General features: G+C 69.6%; 15 protein-coding genes and 1 pseudogene. 8 read left to right on the top strand and 8 right to left on the bottom strand.

What is annotated here, in order from left to right:
* Positions 1–120: 120 nt before the first annotated feature.
* On the top strand, positions 121–600 hold the full coding sequence (locus ABZ807_RS17205; protein WP_357158218.1) for a winged helix-turn-helix domain-containing protein: 480 nt from the start codon (positions 121–123) through the stop codon (positions 598–600).
* A 470-nt stretch (positions 601–1070) separates the two neighbouring features.
* Here ABZ807_RS17205 and ABZ807_RS17210 read toward each other — a convergent pair whose 3' ends face one another.
* Positions 1071–2363, bottom strand: coding sequence for a DUF1343 domain-containing protein (locus ABZ807_RS17210; RefSeq protein WP_357158221.1), 1293 nt, complete (start codon positions 2361–2363; stop codon positions 1071–1073).
* Between the two features lie 179 nt (positions 2364–2542).
* On the opposite strand from ABZ807_RS17210, the gene ABZ807_RS17215 reads away from it, so the two are divergent.
* Entirely contained in the window at positions 2543–2809 is a 267-nt protein-coding gene (locus tag ABZ807_RS17215; protein WP_357158224.1) for a DUF2809 domain-containing protein, read from the top strand.
* Between the two features lie 37 nt (positions 2810–2846).
* On the opposite strand, the pseudogene ABZ807_RS17220 reads toward ABZ807_RS17215, so the two are convergent.
* A pseudogene (locus ABZ807_RS17220) lies at positions 2847–3011 on the bottom strand (nicotinate phosphoribosyltransferase); the annotation flags it as partial.
* Between the two features lie 153 nt (positions 3012–3164).
* On the opposite strand from ABZ807_RS17220, the gene ABZ807_RS17225 reads away from it, so the two are divergent.
* Positions 3165–4118 carry a DUF427 domain-containing protein gene (locus ABZ807_RS17225; protein ID WP_357158228.1) on the top strand — a complete coding sequence of 318 codons (954 nt, stop codon included), beginning with the start codon at positions 3165–3167 and terminating at the stop codon, positions 4116–4118.
* Positions 4119–4160: 42 nt separating this feature from the next.
* Here ABZ807_RS17225 and ABZ807_RS17230 read toward each other — a convergent pair whose 3' ends face one another.
* The 3 genes from ABZ807_RS17230 to ABZ807_RS17240 all read right to left on the bottom strand — a co-directional run bounded on the left by ABZ807_RS17230 (position 4161) and on the right by ABZ807_RS17240 (position 6898).
* Positions 4161–4958, bottom strand: a complete 798-nt coding sequence (locus tag ABZ807_RS17230) for a hypothetical protein (RefSeq protein WP_357158230.1) — start codon at positions 4956–4958, stop codon at positions 4161–4163.
* A gap of 67 nt (positions 4959–5025) precedes the next feature.
* Positions 5026–5475 carry a VOC family protein gene (locus ABZ807_RS17235; protein ID WP_357158233.1) on the bottom strand — a complete coding sequence of 150 codons (450 nt, stop codon included), beginning with the start codon at positions 5473–5475 and terminating at the stop codon, positions 5026–5028.
* A gap of 235 nt (positions 5476–5710) precedes the next feature.
* Positions 5711–6898, bottom strand: coding sequence for a low temperature requirement protein A (locus ABZ807_RS17240; RefSeq protein WP_357158236.1), 1188 nt, complete (start codon positions 6896–6898; stop codon positions 5711–5713).
* 385 nt (positions 6899–7283) lie between these two features.
* On the opposite strand from ABZ807_RS17240, the gene ABZ807_RS17245 reads away from it, so the two are divergent.
* On the top strand, positions 7284–7928 hold the full coding sequence (locus ABZ807_RS17245; protein WP_357158239.1) for a hypothetical protein: 645 nt from the start codon (positions 7284–7286) through the stop codon (positions 7926–7928).
* Between the two features lie 55 nt (positions 7929–7983).
* On the opposite strand, the gene ABZ807_RS17250 is transcribed toward ABZ807_RS17245, so the two are convergent.
* The 3 genes from ABZ807_RS17250 to ABZ807_RS17260 all read right to left on the bottom strand — a co-directional run bounded on the left by ABZ807_RS17250 (position 7984) and on the right by ABZ807_RS17260 (position 11046).
* Positions 7984–9237, bottom strand: a complete 1254-nt coding sequence (locus ABZ807_RS17250) for an FAD-dependent oxidoreductase (RefSeq protein ID WP_357158242.1) — start codon at positions 9235–9237, stop codon at positions 7984–7986.
* 19 nt (positions 9238–9256) lie between these two features.
* The gene (gene folE, locus ABZ807_RS17255) at positions 9257–9850 is read right to left on the bottom strand and encodes a GTP cyclohydrolase I FolE (RefSeq protein WP_357158245.1); all 594 of its coding nucleotides are present in this window, start codon (positions 9848–9850) and stop codon (positions 9257–9259) included.
* Between the two features lie 449 nt (positions 9851–10299).
* Complete coding sequence (locus ABZ807_RS17260) at positions 10300–11046, bottom strand: hypothetical protein (protein WP_357158248.1); 747 nt, start codon at positions 11044–11046, stop codon at positions 10300–10302.
* A gap of 269 nt (positions 11047–11315) precedes the next feature.
* On the opposite strand from ABZ807_RS17260, the gene ABZ807_RS17265 reads away from it, so the two are divergent.
* From ABZ807_RS17265 to ABZ807_RS17280, 4 genes are all read left to right on the top strand, one after another.
* Positions 11316–11738, top strand: coding sequence for a hypothetical protein (locus ABZ807_RS17265; protein ID WP_357158251.1), 423 nt, complete (start codon positions 11316–11318; stop codon positions 11736–11738).
* Positions 11735–12148 (top strand): TIGR03668 family PPOX class F420-dependent oxidoreductase, encoded by a 414-nt coding sequence (locus ABZ807_RS17270; protein WP_357158254.1) that lies wholly within the window; start codon positions 11735–11737, stop codon positions 12146–12148. Before ABZ807_RS17265 ends, ABZ807_RS17270 begins: the two co-directional genes overlap by 4 nt.
* Positions 12149–12553: 405 nt before the next feature.
* Positions 12554–14362, top strand: a complete 1809-nt coding sequence (locus ABZ807_RS17275) for a M14 family metallopeptidase (RefSeq protein WP_357158257.1) — start codon at positions 12554–12556, stop codon at positions 14360–14362.
* A gap of 271 nt (positions 14363–14633) precedes the next feature.
* Positions 14634–15053 (top strand): MmcQ/YjbR family DNA-binding protein, encoded by a 420-nt coding sequence (locus ABZ807_RS17280; protein ID WP_357158260.1) that lies wholly within the window; start codon positions 14634–14636, stop codon positions 15051–15053.
* The last annotated feature ends 439 nt before the right edge of the window (positions 15054–15492 follow it).

A 15492-nucleotide genomic window follows, 5' to 3' on the forward strand; every position in this document is an offset into this window, starting at 1 on the left:
TGACGAGGCTGGGCAGAAATTGCCCATCGTTTCCGGGTGGGTGCCGTGGGGGCGCACGACGAAAGCACTGTGCCGGGCAGGTCCGATCCGGCCGAGAAACCATTTCCGCTGGTGATCGCGGTGACATCATCGCCGGCCGAGCGGATCCGACTCGCGGAGCACCTCGAGGGCGTCGCGCCGCTGCTGCTGGTCGCCGATCTCGACGAGCTGCGCAGGCTGATCACGGCCCCGCAGCAGCGTCTCGGGGCGTCGTCCGCGCAGGCGCCCGACGCCGTGCCCGAGACAGCCGACAACACACTGCTGATCAACTCGGCCCGGTCCACCGCCCGGTGTCGGGACCGCGAGATCGGCCTGACCCGACTCGAGCACGACCTGCTGACCTGCCTGACCACCGAGCCGGTCCGGGTCTGGAGCTACGCCGAGCTGCACCGGTCGGTCTGGCGTGACGAAGGACTGCAGCGCAAGGCGGACGTGCAGTCCCTGGTGAAGCGACTGCGGCGCAAGCTCAACGAACTCGGCACCGGTGTCACCATCGACGCGGTGCGCGGTGTCGGGTTCCGGCTGACCGACCACCAGCGCCCAAAGGTCAGCGGTACGTGACGCCTGCCTGACTTGGGCAGACTGCATCCCGGGCGCGCCGCGTCAGGCCTGGCGCGACAGGACGGAGAGGATGCGCGCCGGCTCGACGTTCGGATCCAGCCGGACGTGGTCACCAGCCATCAGGCGAGCGGCCACCGCCCGAGCCACTAGCCCCCAGGAAACCCTCGATCGCGTAGGGCAGAGCAAGTCCACCCGCAAGGCTGCTTCCCTGCGGCGGCCGTCGGCGCGCCGCCGAAAACCCGTGCCCGGCGGACTTCGACCACGGCAAGATGCTCGTTGAGCGCGGAGTGGAGGTCGACCCGCGCCTGCTGGCGGACGCGAGCCGGCCGCTCAAGGAGTTGGCGTCCCAGCGAACGGTCGCGTTGGCAGGTCGAGGCAGGCTTCCGGTCGCTCCCCTCGTCGCCGGCGCACCTCGGCCTCGGCTGACGTCCTCGACGGGCGGGAGCCTTCCCGGCGCTCGACCGGCCCCGTCAGTAGAGCAGGTACGGGCGACGCCGCCGCCCGAACGCGGCCAGCTCGTCGGCCCAGGCGCCGACCACGTCGGCCACGTCGGCGCCCGCGTCGATCATCGTGCGTAGCCGTGGCGACCCGGTGAGCTTGTCGATCCAGTACGGCCGCAGTTGGTCCCACGCATCCTGTCGCCAGGCGAACGCCGGGTACTTCCGCGCCTCCACCAGCATCGCCACGCCGGTTCGGATCGGGTCGTACGCGGCCCGGTCCACGATCTTCACCTCGACGCCCGCACAGAGCTTGTTGAGCAGCGCCGGCTTCTGGCCGGCCGAGCTCGGCGAGAAGTACGCCTCGCGGAACCGCACTCCGGGCAGGTCGCGGGCGTTGAGCCGGTCACCCCAGTGGTAGTCGAAGTCGGTGGCCAGTCCGCCGATCAACTCGAACGGACGGCAGGTGCCGCGCCCCTCGGTGATCGACGCGACGCCCTCGAAGAGACAGGTGCCCGGGTAGACCAGCGCGGTGTCGGTGGTGGGCATGTTCGGGCTGGGCATCACCCAGGGCAGATCGGTGTCGGCGGCGAGCCGGTCCCGCTTCCAGTGCCGGCACTGCACGACGTGCAGCTCGACCGGCCGTCCCACCTCGGACGGCAGGAACTCGGCGTTGAAGAAGCGAGCCAGTTCGCCGACGGTCATGCCGTGCTGCTGGACGATCTCCTTGAGACCGACGCCGGAGGTGTAGCCGGCGGTCATCATCGGGCCGTACGCCCGGCCGCCGACCGGATTCGGTCGATCGAGCACGACGTACCGCTTGCCGGCCCGGGCCGCGGCGGCCATGGAGGTGTACATCGTCCAGATGTAGGTGTAAAAACGCGCCCCTACGTCCTGGATGTCGAAGAGAACGGTGTCCACCCCGGACTGCGTGAACATGACCTCCCACCTGGCTTGCGATGCGCCGTACGCGTCGTAGACGGTGATGCCGGTCCGCGTGTCCGTGCCGGTGCCCTCGCTGCCACCCGCCTGGGCGGAACCCCGAAAGCCGTGCTCGGGACCGAACGCCGCTACCACGTCGACGTGACCCGAGCCGTGCATCAGGTCCACCAGGTGACGGTAGGCGGAGTCCACGCCGGTCGGGTTGGAGATCACTCCTACCCGCTGACCGCGCAGCTCGGCGAAGTCGGAGCCCACCAGCACGTCCAGGCCGGTCTGGACCCGGCGAATCCCCGGATCGGCGCTGCCGGGTGAGCCGGTAACGGTCGCGGCGAGGGCGCCGGCGGTGACCGCCCCTGTGCCGGCAAGGAAGGCTCTACGCTCCATCGGGTGCCTCCAAGCAGCTCAGTTCATCGAAACTTAGCTACATTCAGCCGGCCGGTCAAGGAAAGATACCTACAGCGCGGGCTCGTGCCGCCGGATCGCCGTCGCGGGCCGGGCCGTCCGCCGGCGCCGACCGTCGGCCAGGCGAGCGACATCTCGGGTACGCACCCCGCATCGCGTCGATGGTCTACGCCGACGTGCTGTTCCTATGGCCGCGGATGTCGCCGCCGCCAGCCGGGGCGATGGCGATCGGCTTCTGCTGGGCCGTCGAGATCGCGCAACTGACCGGCATCCCTGCCGCGCTGTCGGCTCGCAGCCTGCTGGCCCGCCTGGTGCTGGGCGTGCAGTTCGATCCGACCGACCTGCTCTGGTATCCCGTCGGGATCGTGCCCCTGATCGCGGTCCACGGGCTGCTCCGCCCCCGCACGAGATCACTGGCCGCGTCCTAGCCCGCGCCCGCCACGCCCCGTCGGCGCGTGGTCAGGCTTCCAAGGAGGCCAGCGCCTCGGCCAGCCCGGCGGCGACCAGGGAGCCGCGCCGGGGTGGCAGGCGACGGACGAAGAGACTGAACGTGGCCTGGTCCACCATGTCGCGGCAGAGGTGGCTGGCCGCCCTCCGCAGCTCGTACAGGTCGGTGCGCCGCCAGGTCATGCCACCTTCACCCGGTCGCCGTCGCCATCGGCGGGCCGGCGGCGACGTCGCGGTCCCGGTGGCCGGTCAACCGGCGATCCAGGTGTGGCGAAGCGGTTTGGGTGCGGTCGGTGCGGGAAGGCCGGAATCAGCCCCCGGCCCGGGCGCGGTGCTGTGCGTGCAGCGCCCGAGCGGGTAGCGGTACTCGGGGTCGGCGATCTGCCCGATCTGCCCTGCTCCCGGACGTCGCCGTACGTCGGGGTCCTGCTGCGGGAGTTGCTCGCGGTGGCCTCGGTGCGGGCCCGGTCGCACCGTGACGTTGCGGGGGCCGGCCTGAGCGCTCAGCTGCGGTTGGAGGACAAGGTGACGGACTATCCGAAGGCGATCGCGTCGGTCGACCGCATCGAGCCGGTGCCCCGCCGGATCCGCGCGTTCCTCGCCGGCGAGCAGGTGCTGGACACCATCCGGGCGCGGTACGTGTGGGAGTGGCCGTTCTACCCCCAGTACTACATCCCGATCGCCGACGTGGACCGTGACCTCCTGGTCGATGAGGAGCGCACGGAGCGGTCGCGGCGCGGCACCGCTCGGCTGCACGGGCTGCGGGTGGGCGAGACCTCCCGTCCGTCGTGCGGGCGAAGCTACGGAGACGACGCGCTGCCCGGACTGACGGACACGATCCGGTTCGACTGGGCCGCCATGGACGGCTGGTTCGAGGAGGACGAGGAGGTCTTCGTGCACCCCCGCAACCCGTACGCCCGGGTTGACGCGCTGCGGTCCACCCGCACCGTACGGGTCGAACTCGACGGGACCGTCCTGGCCGAGTCCACGTCGCCCGTGCTGGTCTTCGAGACCGGCCTGCCGACCCGCTACTACCTCAACCGCACCGACGTGAGCTTCCGGCACCTCGTACCGTCGGCCACCACGACCTCCTGCCCGTACAAGGGCCGAACCAGCGGCCACTGGTCGGTACGCGTCGACGGCACGGTCCACCCGGACCTGGCCTGGTCGTACGACTTCCCCACCGGGGCGCTCCTGCCGATCGCCGGCCTGATCGCCTTCTACAACGAGAAAATCGATCTGATCGTCGACGGGGAGCGCCTCAGCCGGCCGCGAACGCACTTCTCGTGAAGGGAAGCGCCGCCGACGCTCAGGTCTCTCGCGCTCGAACGACTAGCGGTCCGGGCTGTCGGCGGGAGCCATGACGCGTAGCGCGTTCGGGTCCAGGCCGATCCGGATCGGGGTTTCGCCGTACAGCTCGCCGTCGACCTCGACGGGCGCCGGCGGGTCGGTCTCCAGCCAGACCTGGCAGACGGCGAGGAACGGCTCGTCGCCGAACGTGCGGCGGTCCCCAGTCGCCGCGTTGCGGGCCGTGTCGCGCAGCAGCTCGCGGCGGGTCGGGCCGCCCACCGGGTACGCGACCAGCAGCCGGTCGTCGGCGTTCGCGTCGGTGGTGATCGGCCGGCCGGCATGGAAGCCGCCGTTGGCCACGTACAGCTGGTCGGTGACGAACTCGTGCTTCCGGCCGTCGGCGCGGACGGTGGCGCGCAGCGGCCGGTGCCGGGCCAGCAGGGCCAGGGCGGTGATCGGGTACGCGAGCCGCCCGGTGGCCCGTTTGAGCCACGGCCGCGCTTTCAGCATCACGTCGGCGGAGAGGCCGATGCCGACGTGGTTGGTGAACCGCATGTCGCCTACGAGCCCGAGGTCGACGTCGATCACCTTGCCGTCCGCCAGCACGGTGACAGCGGCGTTGAGGTCGAGCGGGATGCCGACGGTACGGGCGAAGTTGTTGGTGGTGCACCACTCGTCGACGCGCTGATCAGGTGTCTGCGGCGAACAGGGCTGGGCGCCCGACGGCGGTACCCGGGCGAGGAGGCGTACGGCGAGCCCGAGGTGCGGCTGCGCCGGAACCTGGCCGACGCCGACGGGCCTGCCGACGTCCGTGAGCAACCCATCGCAGTGCCTCACCACGTCCCTCTCCCCCACGACATGCGAGGGTGTGTGGTGCGGGGCGTGCCGGGATCAACGGTTCTCAGGGTCAGGCGGAGGCGGCCCGACCCATCTCGGCGAGGATCCCGGTGCCCTGACCAAGCTCGATCAGGTAGCCATCGGGATCCCGCAGGTAGCACCGTATCTCGACTCCATGATCCTTCGGTTCGGTCAGGAACTCCCCGCCCCGTGACCGCCACTGCTCATAGACCGCCCGGACGTCAGTGACCCGGATGTTCATCGCGCCGCTGAGCGTGTTCGAATCCGGCGGCGCCTGTGCTCGTACGTCCGGCTTGTCGTCGGTCGGACCGCCCTCGCTGTTGATCACGATATAGCTGTTGTGGAACCGCAAGATCGCTGGCTGGCGTTCCCGCACCACCGTCGCTCCCAGCACCCGCTGGTAGAAGTCCCGTGAACGGTCCACATCCCGCACGATGAGCAGGTGCGTGAGCACCAGCCCACCCTCGGGCTGAAAATAGTCGGGCGCCTCGATCGCCATCACGCCTCCCCCGGGTCCGACCGGCAGGGCGTACCCGCATGCGGCGCCGGCACACCTGCCGTGGCCTGTTCGGCGGCCCCTGGCGAAGGATGCCTCGGTAGGACCGCTTGAGCGCGGAGCAGGGCAGCAGCGTCGACGCCTTCCTGACCGGCAGCGGCTCCGCCCGACCGGCCCGCCGCCTCATCAGGCTGAGCGGATACTCGTTCGGGCGGGGCCGATGTCATGACATGGAAGTTCATCGATGCCCTTTCGTGGCTTTGGCGATCTGCGGGCTGACCACGACGGCGTACCCGACGAGAAGCGCCGAGGTGAGCCCGAGCAGCAGGCCAGGTTCGGTGACCACCAGCGTCACCACGATGGCCAGCGTGATTCCCGCCAGGCCGACGATGAACCGGCGCCGGGGCAGGCGACCGAGAGCGAAGCGGTGCAGACCCAACCCGCACAGCATCCACGTGACGATCGACCCGCCCAGCACGAGTCGCGCGTTGAGCGGCATCTGACGCGACTGCCCGATCTCGTACACCACTACACCCAGCGCCCATCCCAGGAAAAGCACGGCGGCGCCAGCGGGTGAGTGGAGATAGGCGTAGCCCTGACCGCTGCCCAACTGCGGCACGGCGAGCCTGCTGTTCACGTAGGTGATATAGATCCACCAGATGCTGGCTGGCAGGAGGAAGGCCGCCAAGGCGGCGGCCACCACGCGGGCGGGCGGGTGGGCGGTGGGTACCGCGTCACGCAGGTTGGTCAGCGTGGCGCCGAGCAGAATGATGGTGAACTGCCCCAGCCGTTCAGGCAGGTGGGTGCGGTGCACGGGATGACGGCGCAGCCAGCGGCGGCCGAGCCACGGGGTGAGCAGCTCGATAGCCAGGGCGATGATCCACACTGCTGGTCGTACGGCCGGGGAGATGGCCAGTGACCCAGCCCAGAGCAACCAGCCGGTACCGAATCCGGTGAGATAGACGGCGACCAGATCCCAGGCGGACCGGCCGGCTGTGAGGACCCGCAGGTACATCAGGAGCAGACAGCCACGCACGATCAGGTACCCGACCGGCAACAGCAGGCCGGACGGAGCCTGCGGCACACCGAGGGTAATGGCGCCCGCGCCGACCGTCGCGGCCAGCACCAGCAGTCGGTGCAGAGTGTCGTCCGGGTCGTAGCGGGTGTCGTAGAAGGACTGGCCGATCCATGACCACTGGATGAGCACGTAGAGCACGATGGCGACGGCCAGCTCCGTCGCATTCGGCGATGCCCGGGTGTCCAACCGTGCGGTCACGCCCAGCAGGGCCAGGACGAACACCAGGTCGAAGAAGAGTTCAAGCCAGGTGGCGTGCCGCTCTTCGCTCAGCTTCGGCCCGCCGGGGTAGCGTAGCCCCAGCAGACCGACGGTCCGGGACAGCCGGGTCCCCCCGCCACCTCCGGCCAATCGCCCGCCCCCTCCCCACGCCGTCACTACCATTCGCAATCATCGCCTAACGGGTCGTATCACGTGCCGGACCTACCCTGCTGCGGCCTGGCCAAGTCAAGTGGTGTCCGGTCTCGCTGATCACCTCACCTCGTTTGACGGGCGCGGCTGGGGGGATTCGGGCCTTGCCTTTGGTTCGCGCTGAGACTCGAATGGGCTGCAGCCGTCGGCGGCCCTGAGCCTGGAAGAGCAGTCGCACAGAAGGTCCTGTCATACCGCGGCTGCCCATAGGTGTCCGATATAGACGAGCATGCGGACGCGGGGCGAGAGCGCTGCGCCGGAACCTGCCGGCTGTTCACGCCGCGTAGAGAATTTCAACAAGATCTGCTGGTGATAAACTTTCGGCATGGCAACGGCCTCCTGGCAGGCGGTGACGGCCCTCGTCGACCAGGTACGACGGGCGCTGTATGACTACGTCCGCAGCCAGGACCACCCGGTGACCCGGGACGAGGCCGCCGAGGCACAGCACATCTCGCGCAACCTGGCGGCGTTCCACCTCGACAAGCTGGTCAGCGCCGGATTGCTGCATGCCCGGTACGAGGCGCCGACCGACCAGCCGCGCGGCCGTGGCAGAACGCCGAAGGTCTACGAGGCAGCGCCCGGCTGCATCTCACTGACCATCCCGGAGCGCCGCTACGACCTGATCGGCGAGATCCTCGCCCAAGCCGTCGCCGAGGATCCCACCGATGCCAGGTCGGCGGCCCTGCGCCTGGCGGAGCGGCGGGGCGTGGCCATCGGTCGTCAGGTCGGCGGCAGCGGGCCGGTCGCGGCCGTCCTGGCCGAACTCGGCTTCGAACCGGCCGACGACGACAAGCTGATCCGGCTGCGGAACTGCCCCTTCCACGAACTCGCCGCCCAGCAGACCGAGCTGGTGTGCGGCCTGAATCAGGCCTTCGTCGCCGGTCTGCTCGACGGGCTCGGCCGGACGGATCTGGACGCGCGGCTGGCCCCCAGCCCCGGTGCCTGCTGCGTCCAGATCCATCCGGCCTGACTCGCCCTGCCGCTCCACGCTTACCGGCAGCCCGGCCGCAGGCGAGACCCTGTGCTCAGGTCAGCAGATCGTCGAGCGGTGCCCGCGGGTCGGAAAGCCTGACCAGGTCGACGGCCCTGCCCACGTGGCCGGCACGCACCAGTGCCTGGATCTGGTCGGTCACGTCCCACACGTTGGCGTTCATCCCAGCCAGCACCCGGCCGTCGGAGACCCAGAACGCCATGAACTCCGGCGCCCTGCCATCCACCACGCTGGGATCGCCACGGAACACCACCCGGTCGTAACCGTCCGGGGCCACCCACCCCGAGTACTCCATCCCCAGGTCGTACTGGTCCGAGAAGAAGTACGGCAGTCGGGCGTACTCGACCTGCTGGCCCAGCATGGACCGCGCCGCGGCCGGGCCGCCGTTGAGCGCGTTCGCCCAGTGCTCCACCCGGATGTGCCGGCCCAGCAGCGGGTGGTAGGCGTTGGCGACGTCACCCGCGGCGTAGATGTGCGGGTCGGAGGTGAGCAGCCGCGCGTCGGTGACGATGCCGTTGTCCACCTTCAGGCCCGCGGCCTCGGCCAACTGCACGTTGGGCTGGATGCCCACGCCGACGACGACGGTGTCTGCGGCCAGTTGGGTGCCGTCGGTCAGCAGCACCGACGAGACCCGCCCGGTGCCCCGCAGTTCTCGGACGCCGACGCCGAGGTGGAAGGTGACGCCGTGTCGGCGGTGCAGCTCGGCGAAGACCCGGGCGACCTCGTCGCCGAGGACCCGCTGCAACGGGAGGTCGGCGGTTTCCACCACGGTGACGGCGGCGCCGTGCTGGCGGGCGGCCGCGGCGATCTCCAGACCGATCCAGCCGGCGCCGATCACCACAAGGTGGGCCTGGTCGGTGAGGGCTTGGGCGATGCGATCGGAGTCCGCCAGGGTGCGCAGATAGAGCACGCCGTTCAGGTCGGCGCCGGGAACATCCAGGCGGCGGGGCGTCGAGCCGGGGGTCAGCAGCAGCCTGTCGTATCCGAGCCGTTCGCCATCGTCCAGGACGATCTGGTGGGCGGTGCGGTCGATGCCGGTTACCCGGGTCGCGGTGCGCAGCTCGACGTCGTTCGCCTCGTACCAGCCGGCGTCGTGCACGTACACGTCGCGCCGCGGCGTGGTCTCCAGCAGCAGGCCCTTGGACAGCGGTGGCCGCTCGTAGGGCCGTTCGGGTTCCGCACCGAGCAGTGTCACCCGGCCGCCGAAGCCCTCCGCGCGCAGTGTCTGGGCGGCTTTGGCGCCGGCGAGGCCGGCTCCGACGATGACGAATGTGGCGCCGTTTTCCATGCCGCGTCTCCGAATCGTGTCAGTGAACTCCGGTGAGGGAGAAGAACTCGGCCCTGGAGTGGGCGTCGTCCCGCAGGCTCCCGAGCAGGGTGGATGTCACGGTGGTAGCCCCCGTGGACCGCACGCCACGCAATGTCATGCACAGATGCTCGGCCTCGATGACGACACCGACGCCCTTGGGCGCCAGTTCGAGGGCCAGCCAGTCCGCAACCTGCCTGGTCAGCCGCTCCTGCACCTGGGGGCGGTGGGCGAAGAGCTCCACGACGCGGGCAAGTTTGGACAGCCCGAGGATCCGCTCGCCCGGCAGGTAGCCGACATGGGCGACACCGACGAACGGCAACAGGTGGTGTTCGCACACCGACCGGATCGGGATGGACCGGGCCAGCACCAGCTCGTCGTAGCCCTCGTCGTTGGGGAAGGTGGTCACGTCGAACGGACGCGCGGTGAGCAGTTCGGCGTACGCCCTGGCCATCCGGCGCGGCGTGTCCCGCAGGCTCTCGGAGTCCAGGTCGATGTCGAGCGCGGCCAGAAACCGCGCGGCGGCCTGTTCGGCGGCGACCAGGTCGGGCGCTGGTTGCTGGTCGACGTGACGGGGGGCCGGTGCGATGGTCACCTCAGCTGCCCTCCCCATGGTCGTCGCCTTCAACCGCCATCCTGGGCCTCCCGGCCGCTAATTTCAATAGCGAACGCTGGTGAAATTCCGAGCCGCACTCAACTCCATGGTGGCTGATGCTTCAGGACGCCGGCCAGCGGCGCAGCCTGCGGGAGCAGGGGCCATCGCGGTCGGCGCGGAGCAGGCAGCGCCGGCCGCCGAGCAGCAGCAGGTCGCAGAAGGCCTGATACCGTACGCAGAATGTGCAATGCGCCCCAAACAAGGCCATGCGGCGTGGCGTCACCGGCCTCGCGCCGAGGTGCGAGCCGTCCGACCGCCGGAATCCGGGTACCGGGCGGACCGGCCAAGATTTGGCGGACCGGCGGGAGGGTACCGGGTGCGGGTGCCGGGCCCCGGACGCCGCACCGGTCACCGGTGACGCGGCCTCGCTGGGACTACCGGTGGAGGGCTCAGGCCCATTCGCCCGAGAACAGCGGAGCAACCGGGCGCTCCCGGCGCCCGATCCGCAGATCCCCGAAGATGGTGCTCCGCTCTGCTCGCTCGACCTCCGCGTCCAGGTCGATCCGCAACTCCTCGGAGGCGTCGTGGGCCGCGCCGATGAGCACCATCTCGGTCCCGGGGTGGTCGAGCAAGCCGGGCGGGTCGAGCGGGGCGAAGCGACGACCGTGAAACCTCTCCTGCAGCGCGGCGGGCAGCCTCACCTTCTGCGACCCGCGGAGCCCGACCCCGGGCGGGGACGGCGCCTGCGGGTTCTTCACCGTGACGATGTAGCTCGCCTCCGGCTCAATGCTGAGGTCGTGCTGCGCCTCGCCGAGCCGCAGCGGGAGTTCGAGTTCGTACGCGAGGTGGGTGTGGTCGTCGTGCCGCGCGATCACGTACGCACCCTCCGCCGCGGGCCTTGCCGGCGGCTGCTCCCGCCTGTCGCGGGTCTTCGTCCGGTACGTGCGCGCCTGCAGTGCCTTGTGCAGCTGCTCGGGCCGGTCCACCACCTCGTCGACGAACGCCCAGAAGCGGTCATGCTCCTCGATGTCGGGCAGGCGCTTGCGCCCGACCACAAGCAGCCGCAGGTGCCGCCCCTGCCACGGGTGCATCACCACCAACAGCCGCTGCACCTCGTCCAGCGAGTCGACGTGCTCCTCCTCGACACGGGGGCGGTAGAGGAAGTAGATGTCGCCGTCCTCCAGCAGTTCGGCCATTCGCGGCGGATACCCGAAGCAGCCGCCGATCAACGCTGCGGGGCCAGAGCGCCGCAGTCGTCCGCCAATCGGCCTGGCGGGCGATCGCCGGGGCGGCGGGAAGCGCGACGAGCGCGGCCGTGGGGAGCGGGTCGGTCAAGCCGGCAGGTGAGGATGCGCAGGCACACGAAAACACCGAACGGTGCGTATGCTCCGGTGACCAGCACATCGGCAAACGCCGGTCGGCGAATTCGAGAGCGGAAAGCCTCGGATGGCGGTCATCGACTCTGATGCTGCTGGAGACGGCGCGACGAGTGGAGCTGCGCGACCCGGACTCCGGCAGACTGCTGCGGACGATGGCGCTTCCGCCGCCCGCAGCGGATCAGCCCTGGCGCACCCAGTTCGTCGGTGACCTGCTGCTGATCCGCGACGGCGGCCGGATGGTCACCGCGTACGCCGTCGGGTCACTGAGCCGGAGGTGGTCCCGCCCGCTGGATCCGACCGAGGAGCCCGGCCTGTTCCGGTGCGGTGACTTCGTCTGTCTGCAGGAAGAATCCGGCGGGCTGGGGGTGCTGGACCCGATGACCGGTCGGACCCGTTGGCAGGCAATCGGGGCGCTGCCCGGCGTGGTGGGTGAGTGCCAGGCCCCCGGCTCGGTGCTGGTCTGCCGCCGGGATGGCGGGGCGTTCGGTGTGTGGCGGCTGGACCGGTGACCACCGGTGAGACGCGGCATCGGGTCGGGTCGGCCCGGGTGGCCCGGCTGGCCACCGTCGGGGCCGATGGCCAGCCGCACCTGGTGCCGGTGTGCTTCGTCCTGCTCGGCGACGTCGTCTACCACGCCGTCGACGAGAAGCCCAAGCGCCACCGGCGGCTGCGCCGCCTGGAGAACATCCGGGCGACGGGGCACGCCAGCCTGCTGATCGACGAGTACGACGAGGACTGGTCGCGGCTGTGGTGGGTCCGGCTGGACGGGCACGGCTGGCTGGTGGAGGACCGCGAGGAGGAAGCCGCGGCCCGCGCGGCGCTGGCCGAGAAGTATCCGCAGTACGTCCAGCAGCCACCGGCCGGGCCGGTGGTCGCGGTGCGGGTGACCCGCTGGTCGGCCTGGTCTGCGACGCAGTGACAGCCCGTCGTGGGGTGTCAGCGCTGTGGTACGTCTCGTGTGTAAGGAGTCAACGGCAACTAAGTATTTACATCTGCGCAATGATCGACTACGGTCATCGGAACTCGAGTACCCAATGGGTGGCGGCCCCCTTACACAGCGTGACTGCCTTGCGTGCTGCGCACGGGCAAGCACCGAAGTGACACTGGGAGATTTGCCTTGAGTCCCGACGCCTTACCGAGCTCATCCGGTCAGCGACAAGCCTCTTCTCACGACGCAACAATCCAGCACTCGCCGAGGAAGAAGCGCCTCCTCCAGCGCATCCGTCCGGCCTCCATGCTGGTGCCACTGGCAGCGGGCGCCCTCGTCCTCGCAACCACGCCACTGTGGGGGCCAGGCGGCGCGCATCGACTTGACGGCGCGGCCGTGTCCGCGACCCCCACCCATGCCGTCGGCCTGCAGCCGCCGCAGGATCCGGGTCCGTTCCCCACCAGCGTGACACCCACGTCCTCCACCATCACGATCGCCGGCCAGCGGGACGGAGAGAGCACGTTCAAGGTCGTCAAGTACGACCAGGTGCAGCCGAAGACCCCGGGCCAGATGGACTTCGACCACTTCCACACCGGCATCGAGATCCAGTGGTGGCTGCGGAAGTGGGCTCACGAGCGTCCCGACATCGTCGACCTGCACGTCGTCGGCGAGAGCTTCAGCGGGCAGCCGATCTACCAGTTGACCATCACGGACAAGTCCACCGGCGCCGACACGGACAAGCCGGCGGCCTACTTCGAGGGGAATCGCCACTCGGGCGAGGTCTCGTCCGCCGAGAGTTCGCTGTGGCTGGCGCACCACCTGCTCACGCAGGCGGGCAAGGACGAGAAGGTCGACAAACTGCTCGACGAGAAGACGGTGTACATCCGTCCGGTCAACAACCCCGACGGGCACGACATGTACCTGTACACCGCCCAGACGAACCGGTCGACGGTGCGGCCGGACGACAACGACGGGGATGGCAAGCGCGACGAGGATCCGGGCGAGGACCTCAACGGTGACGGCTACCTGAGCCAGATGCGCCAGCACGTCGGCGCAGGCAAGGGAACCCACGTCGTTGACGAGCGGGATCCGGCCGGAAACGCCATGCTCAGTGTCGGCGCGGGCAAGGGCGACTACCTCCTGTTCTCCGAGGGCACCGACAACGACGGCGACGGCCGCTACAACGAGGACGGCGTCGGCGGCCTCGACCTGCACCGCAACTACCCGTACAACTGGCACGTCATGCCGGCGGATGACGCGACCGGCCGGAACCTGACCCAGGGTGGTGCCGGCGCGTACCCGTTGTCGGAGCCGGAGACCCGGCATGTGTACACCTGGTTGATGTCGCACACCAACATCGCCGCGGTGAACAGCATGGACACCCGGGTGCCCATGCATCTGCGGGGCCCCTCGACCTGCGACCCCGTCGAGTGCATGTATCCGAGTGACCGCAAGCTCTATGAACACTTCGACAAGGCGGGCGCCTCGTTCACCGGCTACCGGAACACGGGGAGCGTCTACATCGACTACGCCACGCGCAATGGTGGCCAGCCGACTCCCCTGTTCGGGCACGGCCCTGACTTCGGCTACTTCCAGTACGGCGCGGTCTGGTACGGCGACGAGATCTGGAACGGCGGTGACTACACCGACTACGACAAGGATGGCAGGTACGCCGACTGGGAGCGGTCGCGGTGGTGCGCCGAGAACGGCCGGACGAACTGCTTCCTGCCGTGGACCACGGTAGAACACCCCAAGCTGGGTACGGTCGAAATCGGCGGGATCAACCCCAAGTTCTGGTCACAGAACCCGTCGGCTGATCTGATCGGTAGCTGGGCTGCCAACCAGGCACAGTTCAACCTGTATCTGATGGAGTCGCTGCCGCAGCTCGACCTCACCGAGGTCACCGCCAAGAAGCTCAAGGGTGCCCAGAGCGACGGCGCGACGCACGAGATCACGGCTACGGTCAGCAACATCGGCCGCATTCCGACCGCTCTCGAGCAGGCGAAGGAGATCAAGATCGTCGCTCCGGACACCGTCAAGGTCGAAGGCGCGCGGACCGTCGGCGCCGCGCCGCAGTTCTACCTGGACGGTGGCGACAAGCAGAAGGTCAGCCTCCGGGTGATCAAGACCGGCAGCGACACGGTCACGGTGAAGGCTGTCAGCGTTCGGGGCGGTCTGGACACCGCATCCGCAGGTCTGAGCTGATCGCTTAAGGTGTCCCCGCCCCGCACAGCGGGGCGGGGCTCCCGGCCGACCTCGGTCCAGGGCTGCGATGCCCGGCCGCCGCGTCCCCTGGTCACGTCGGGCGGCTCGTTGGCCGGGTCCTCCTTGCAGGCGCGCAGGCGTAGCACCAGGTCCTCCTTGCAGGCGTAGAAGCGGACGAACGCCCGGCGCTTGCCGCTGTGGCGGCCCGGGAGCGGTGGGCCGAACATTCCGCTGGGCGGGCCTGTCGGAGGGGCCGGGTACCGTCCCCTGCGTGACTGGCCCTGGAGACCTCCCACCCGAGATCCTCGACCGGCTCCGGCCCGTCTGCCTCGGGCTGCCGGAGACGTACGAGGAGCCAGCGTGGGTGGGGACGCGCTGGCGGATCCGCAAACGCACGTTCGCTCATGTGCTCACGGCCGACCCCGACCACCAGGTGGCCTACGCCCGTGCCGCCGCGACCGACCAGCCGATCTGCGTGCTGACGTTCCGGTCGCCCGGCGACGAGATCGCCGGGCTGATCGCCACCGGCCACCCGTTCTTCAAGCCGGGCTGGGGCGCCGATGTCGTCGGCATGGTGCTCGACGACGACGTCGACTGGGACGAGGTCACCGAGCTGCTCACGGAAAGCTACTGCGTCCTGGCGCCAAAGAAGCTGGCCGCCCTGGTCGACCGGCCGCCCGAGCTCGGGTAGCGGAACTACCGGCGTCCCACACCACAGGACATCCGGCGCGCCCCCATCTGGGGGTCCATCGCCTCCAGCAGGTCACGGGCCTCAACGAAGGGCGGGCGGAACCCTCGACTTTCGCAGTTTTGGGTGGCGGGTCGGCGGTGGGTGTGACACGCCGAGCGGCCTGGGCGTACGTGATCTTGGGGTGAGATGACGGAAGCATCGACGGTGCTTGCACCACTGTCGTTGCCGAAAGTGATCCGTCGATGCTTCCAGGAATCAGCCTACCCATCTCGTTGCGCCGGTTGTTGGACGCCTTCGTCGGGTGTTTCACGACGCCGACGTTCGAGGTCTTCCAAGCCATGGTCATCGGGCTGATCGCGCAGACCGGGCAACGCACGGTATGCGGGATGCTCACCGGGGCCGGGCTGGCCATGACGTGGTCGCATCATCGGGCGCACCG

It is taken from the genome of Micromonospora sp. NPDC047548 (assembly GCF_040642975.1).
Classification (GTDB): Bacteria; Actinomycetota; Actinomycetes; order Mycobacteriales; family Micromonosporaceae; genus Micromonospora.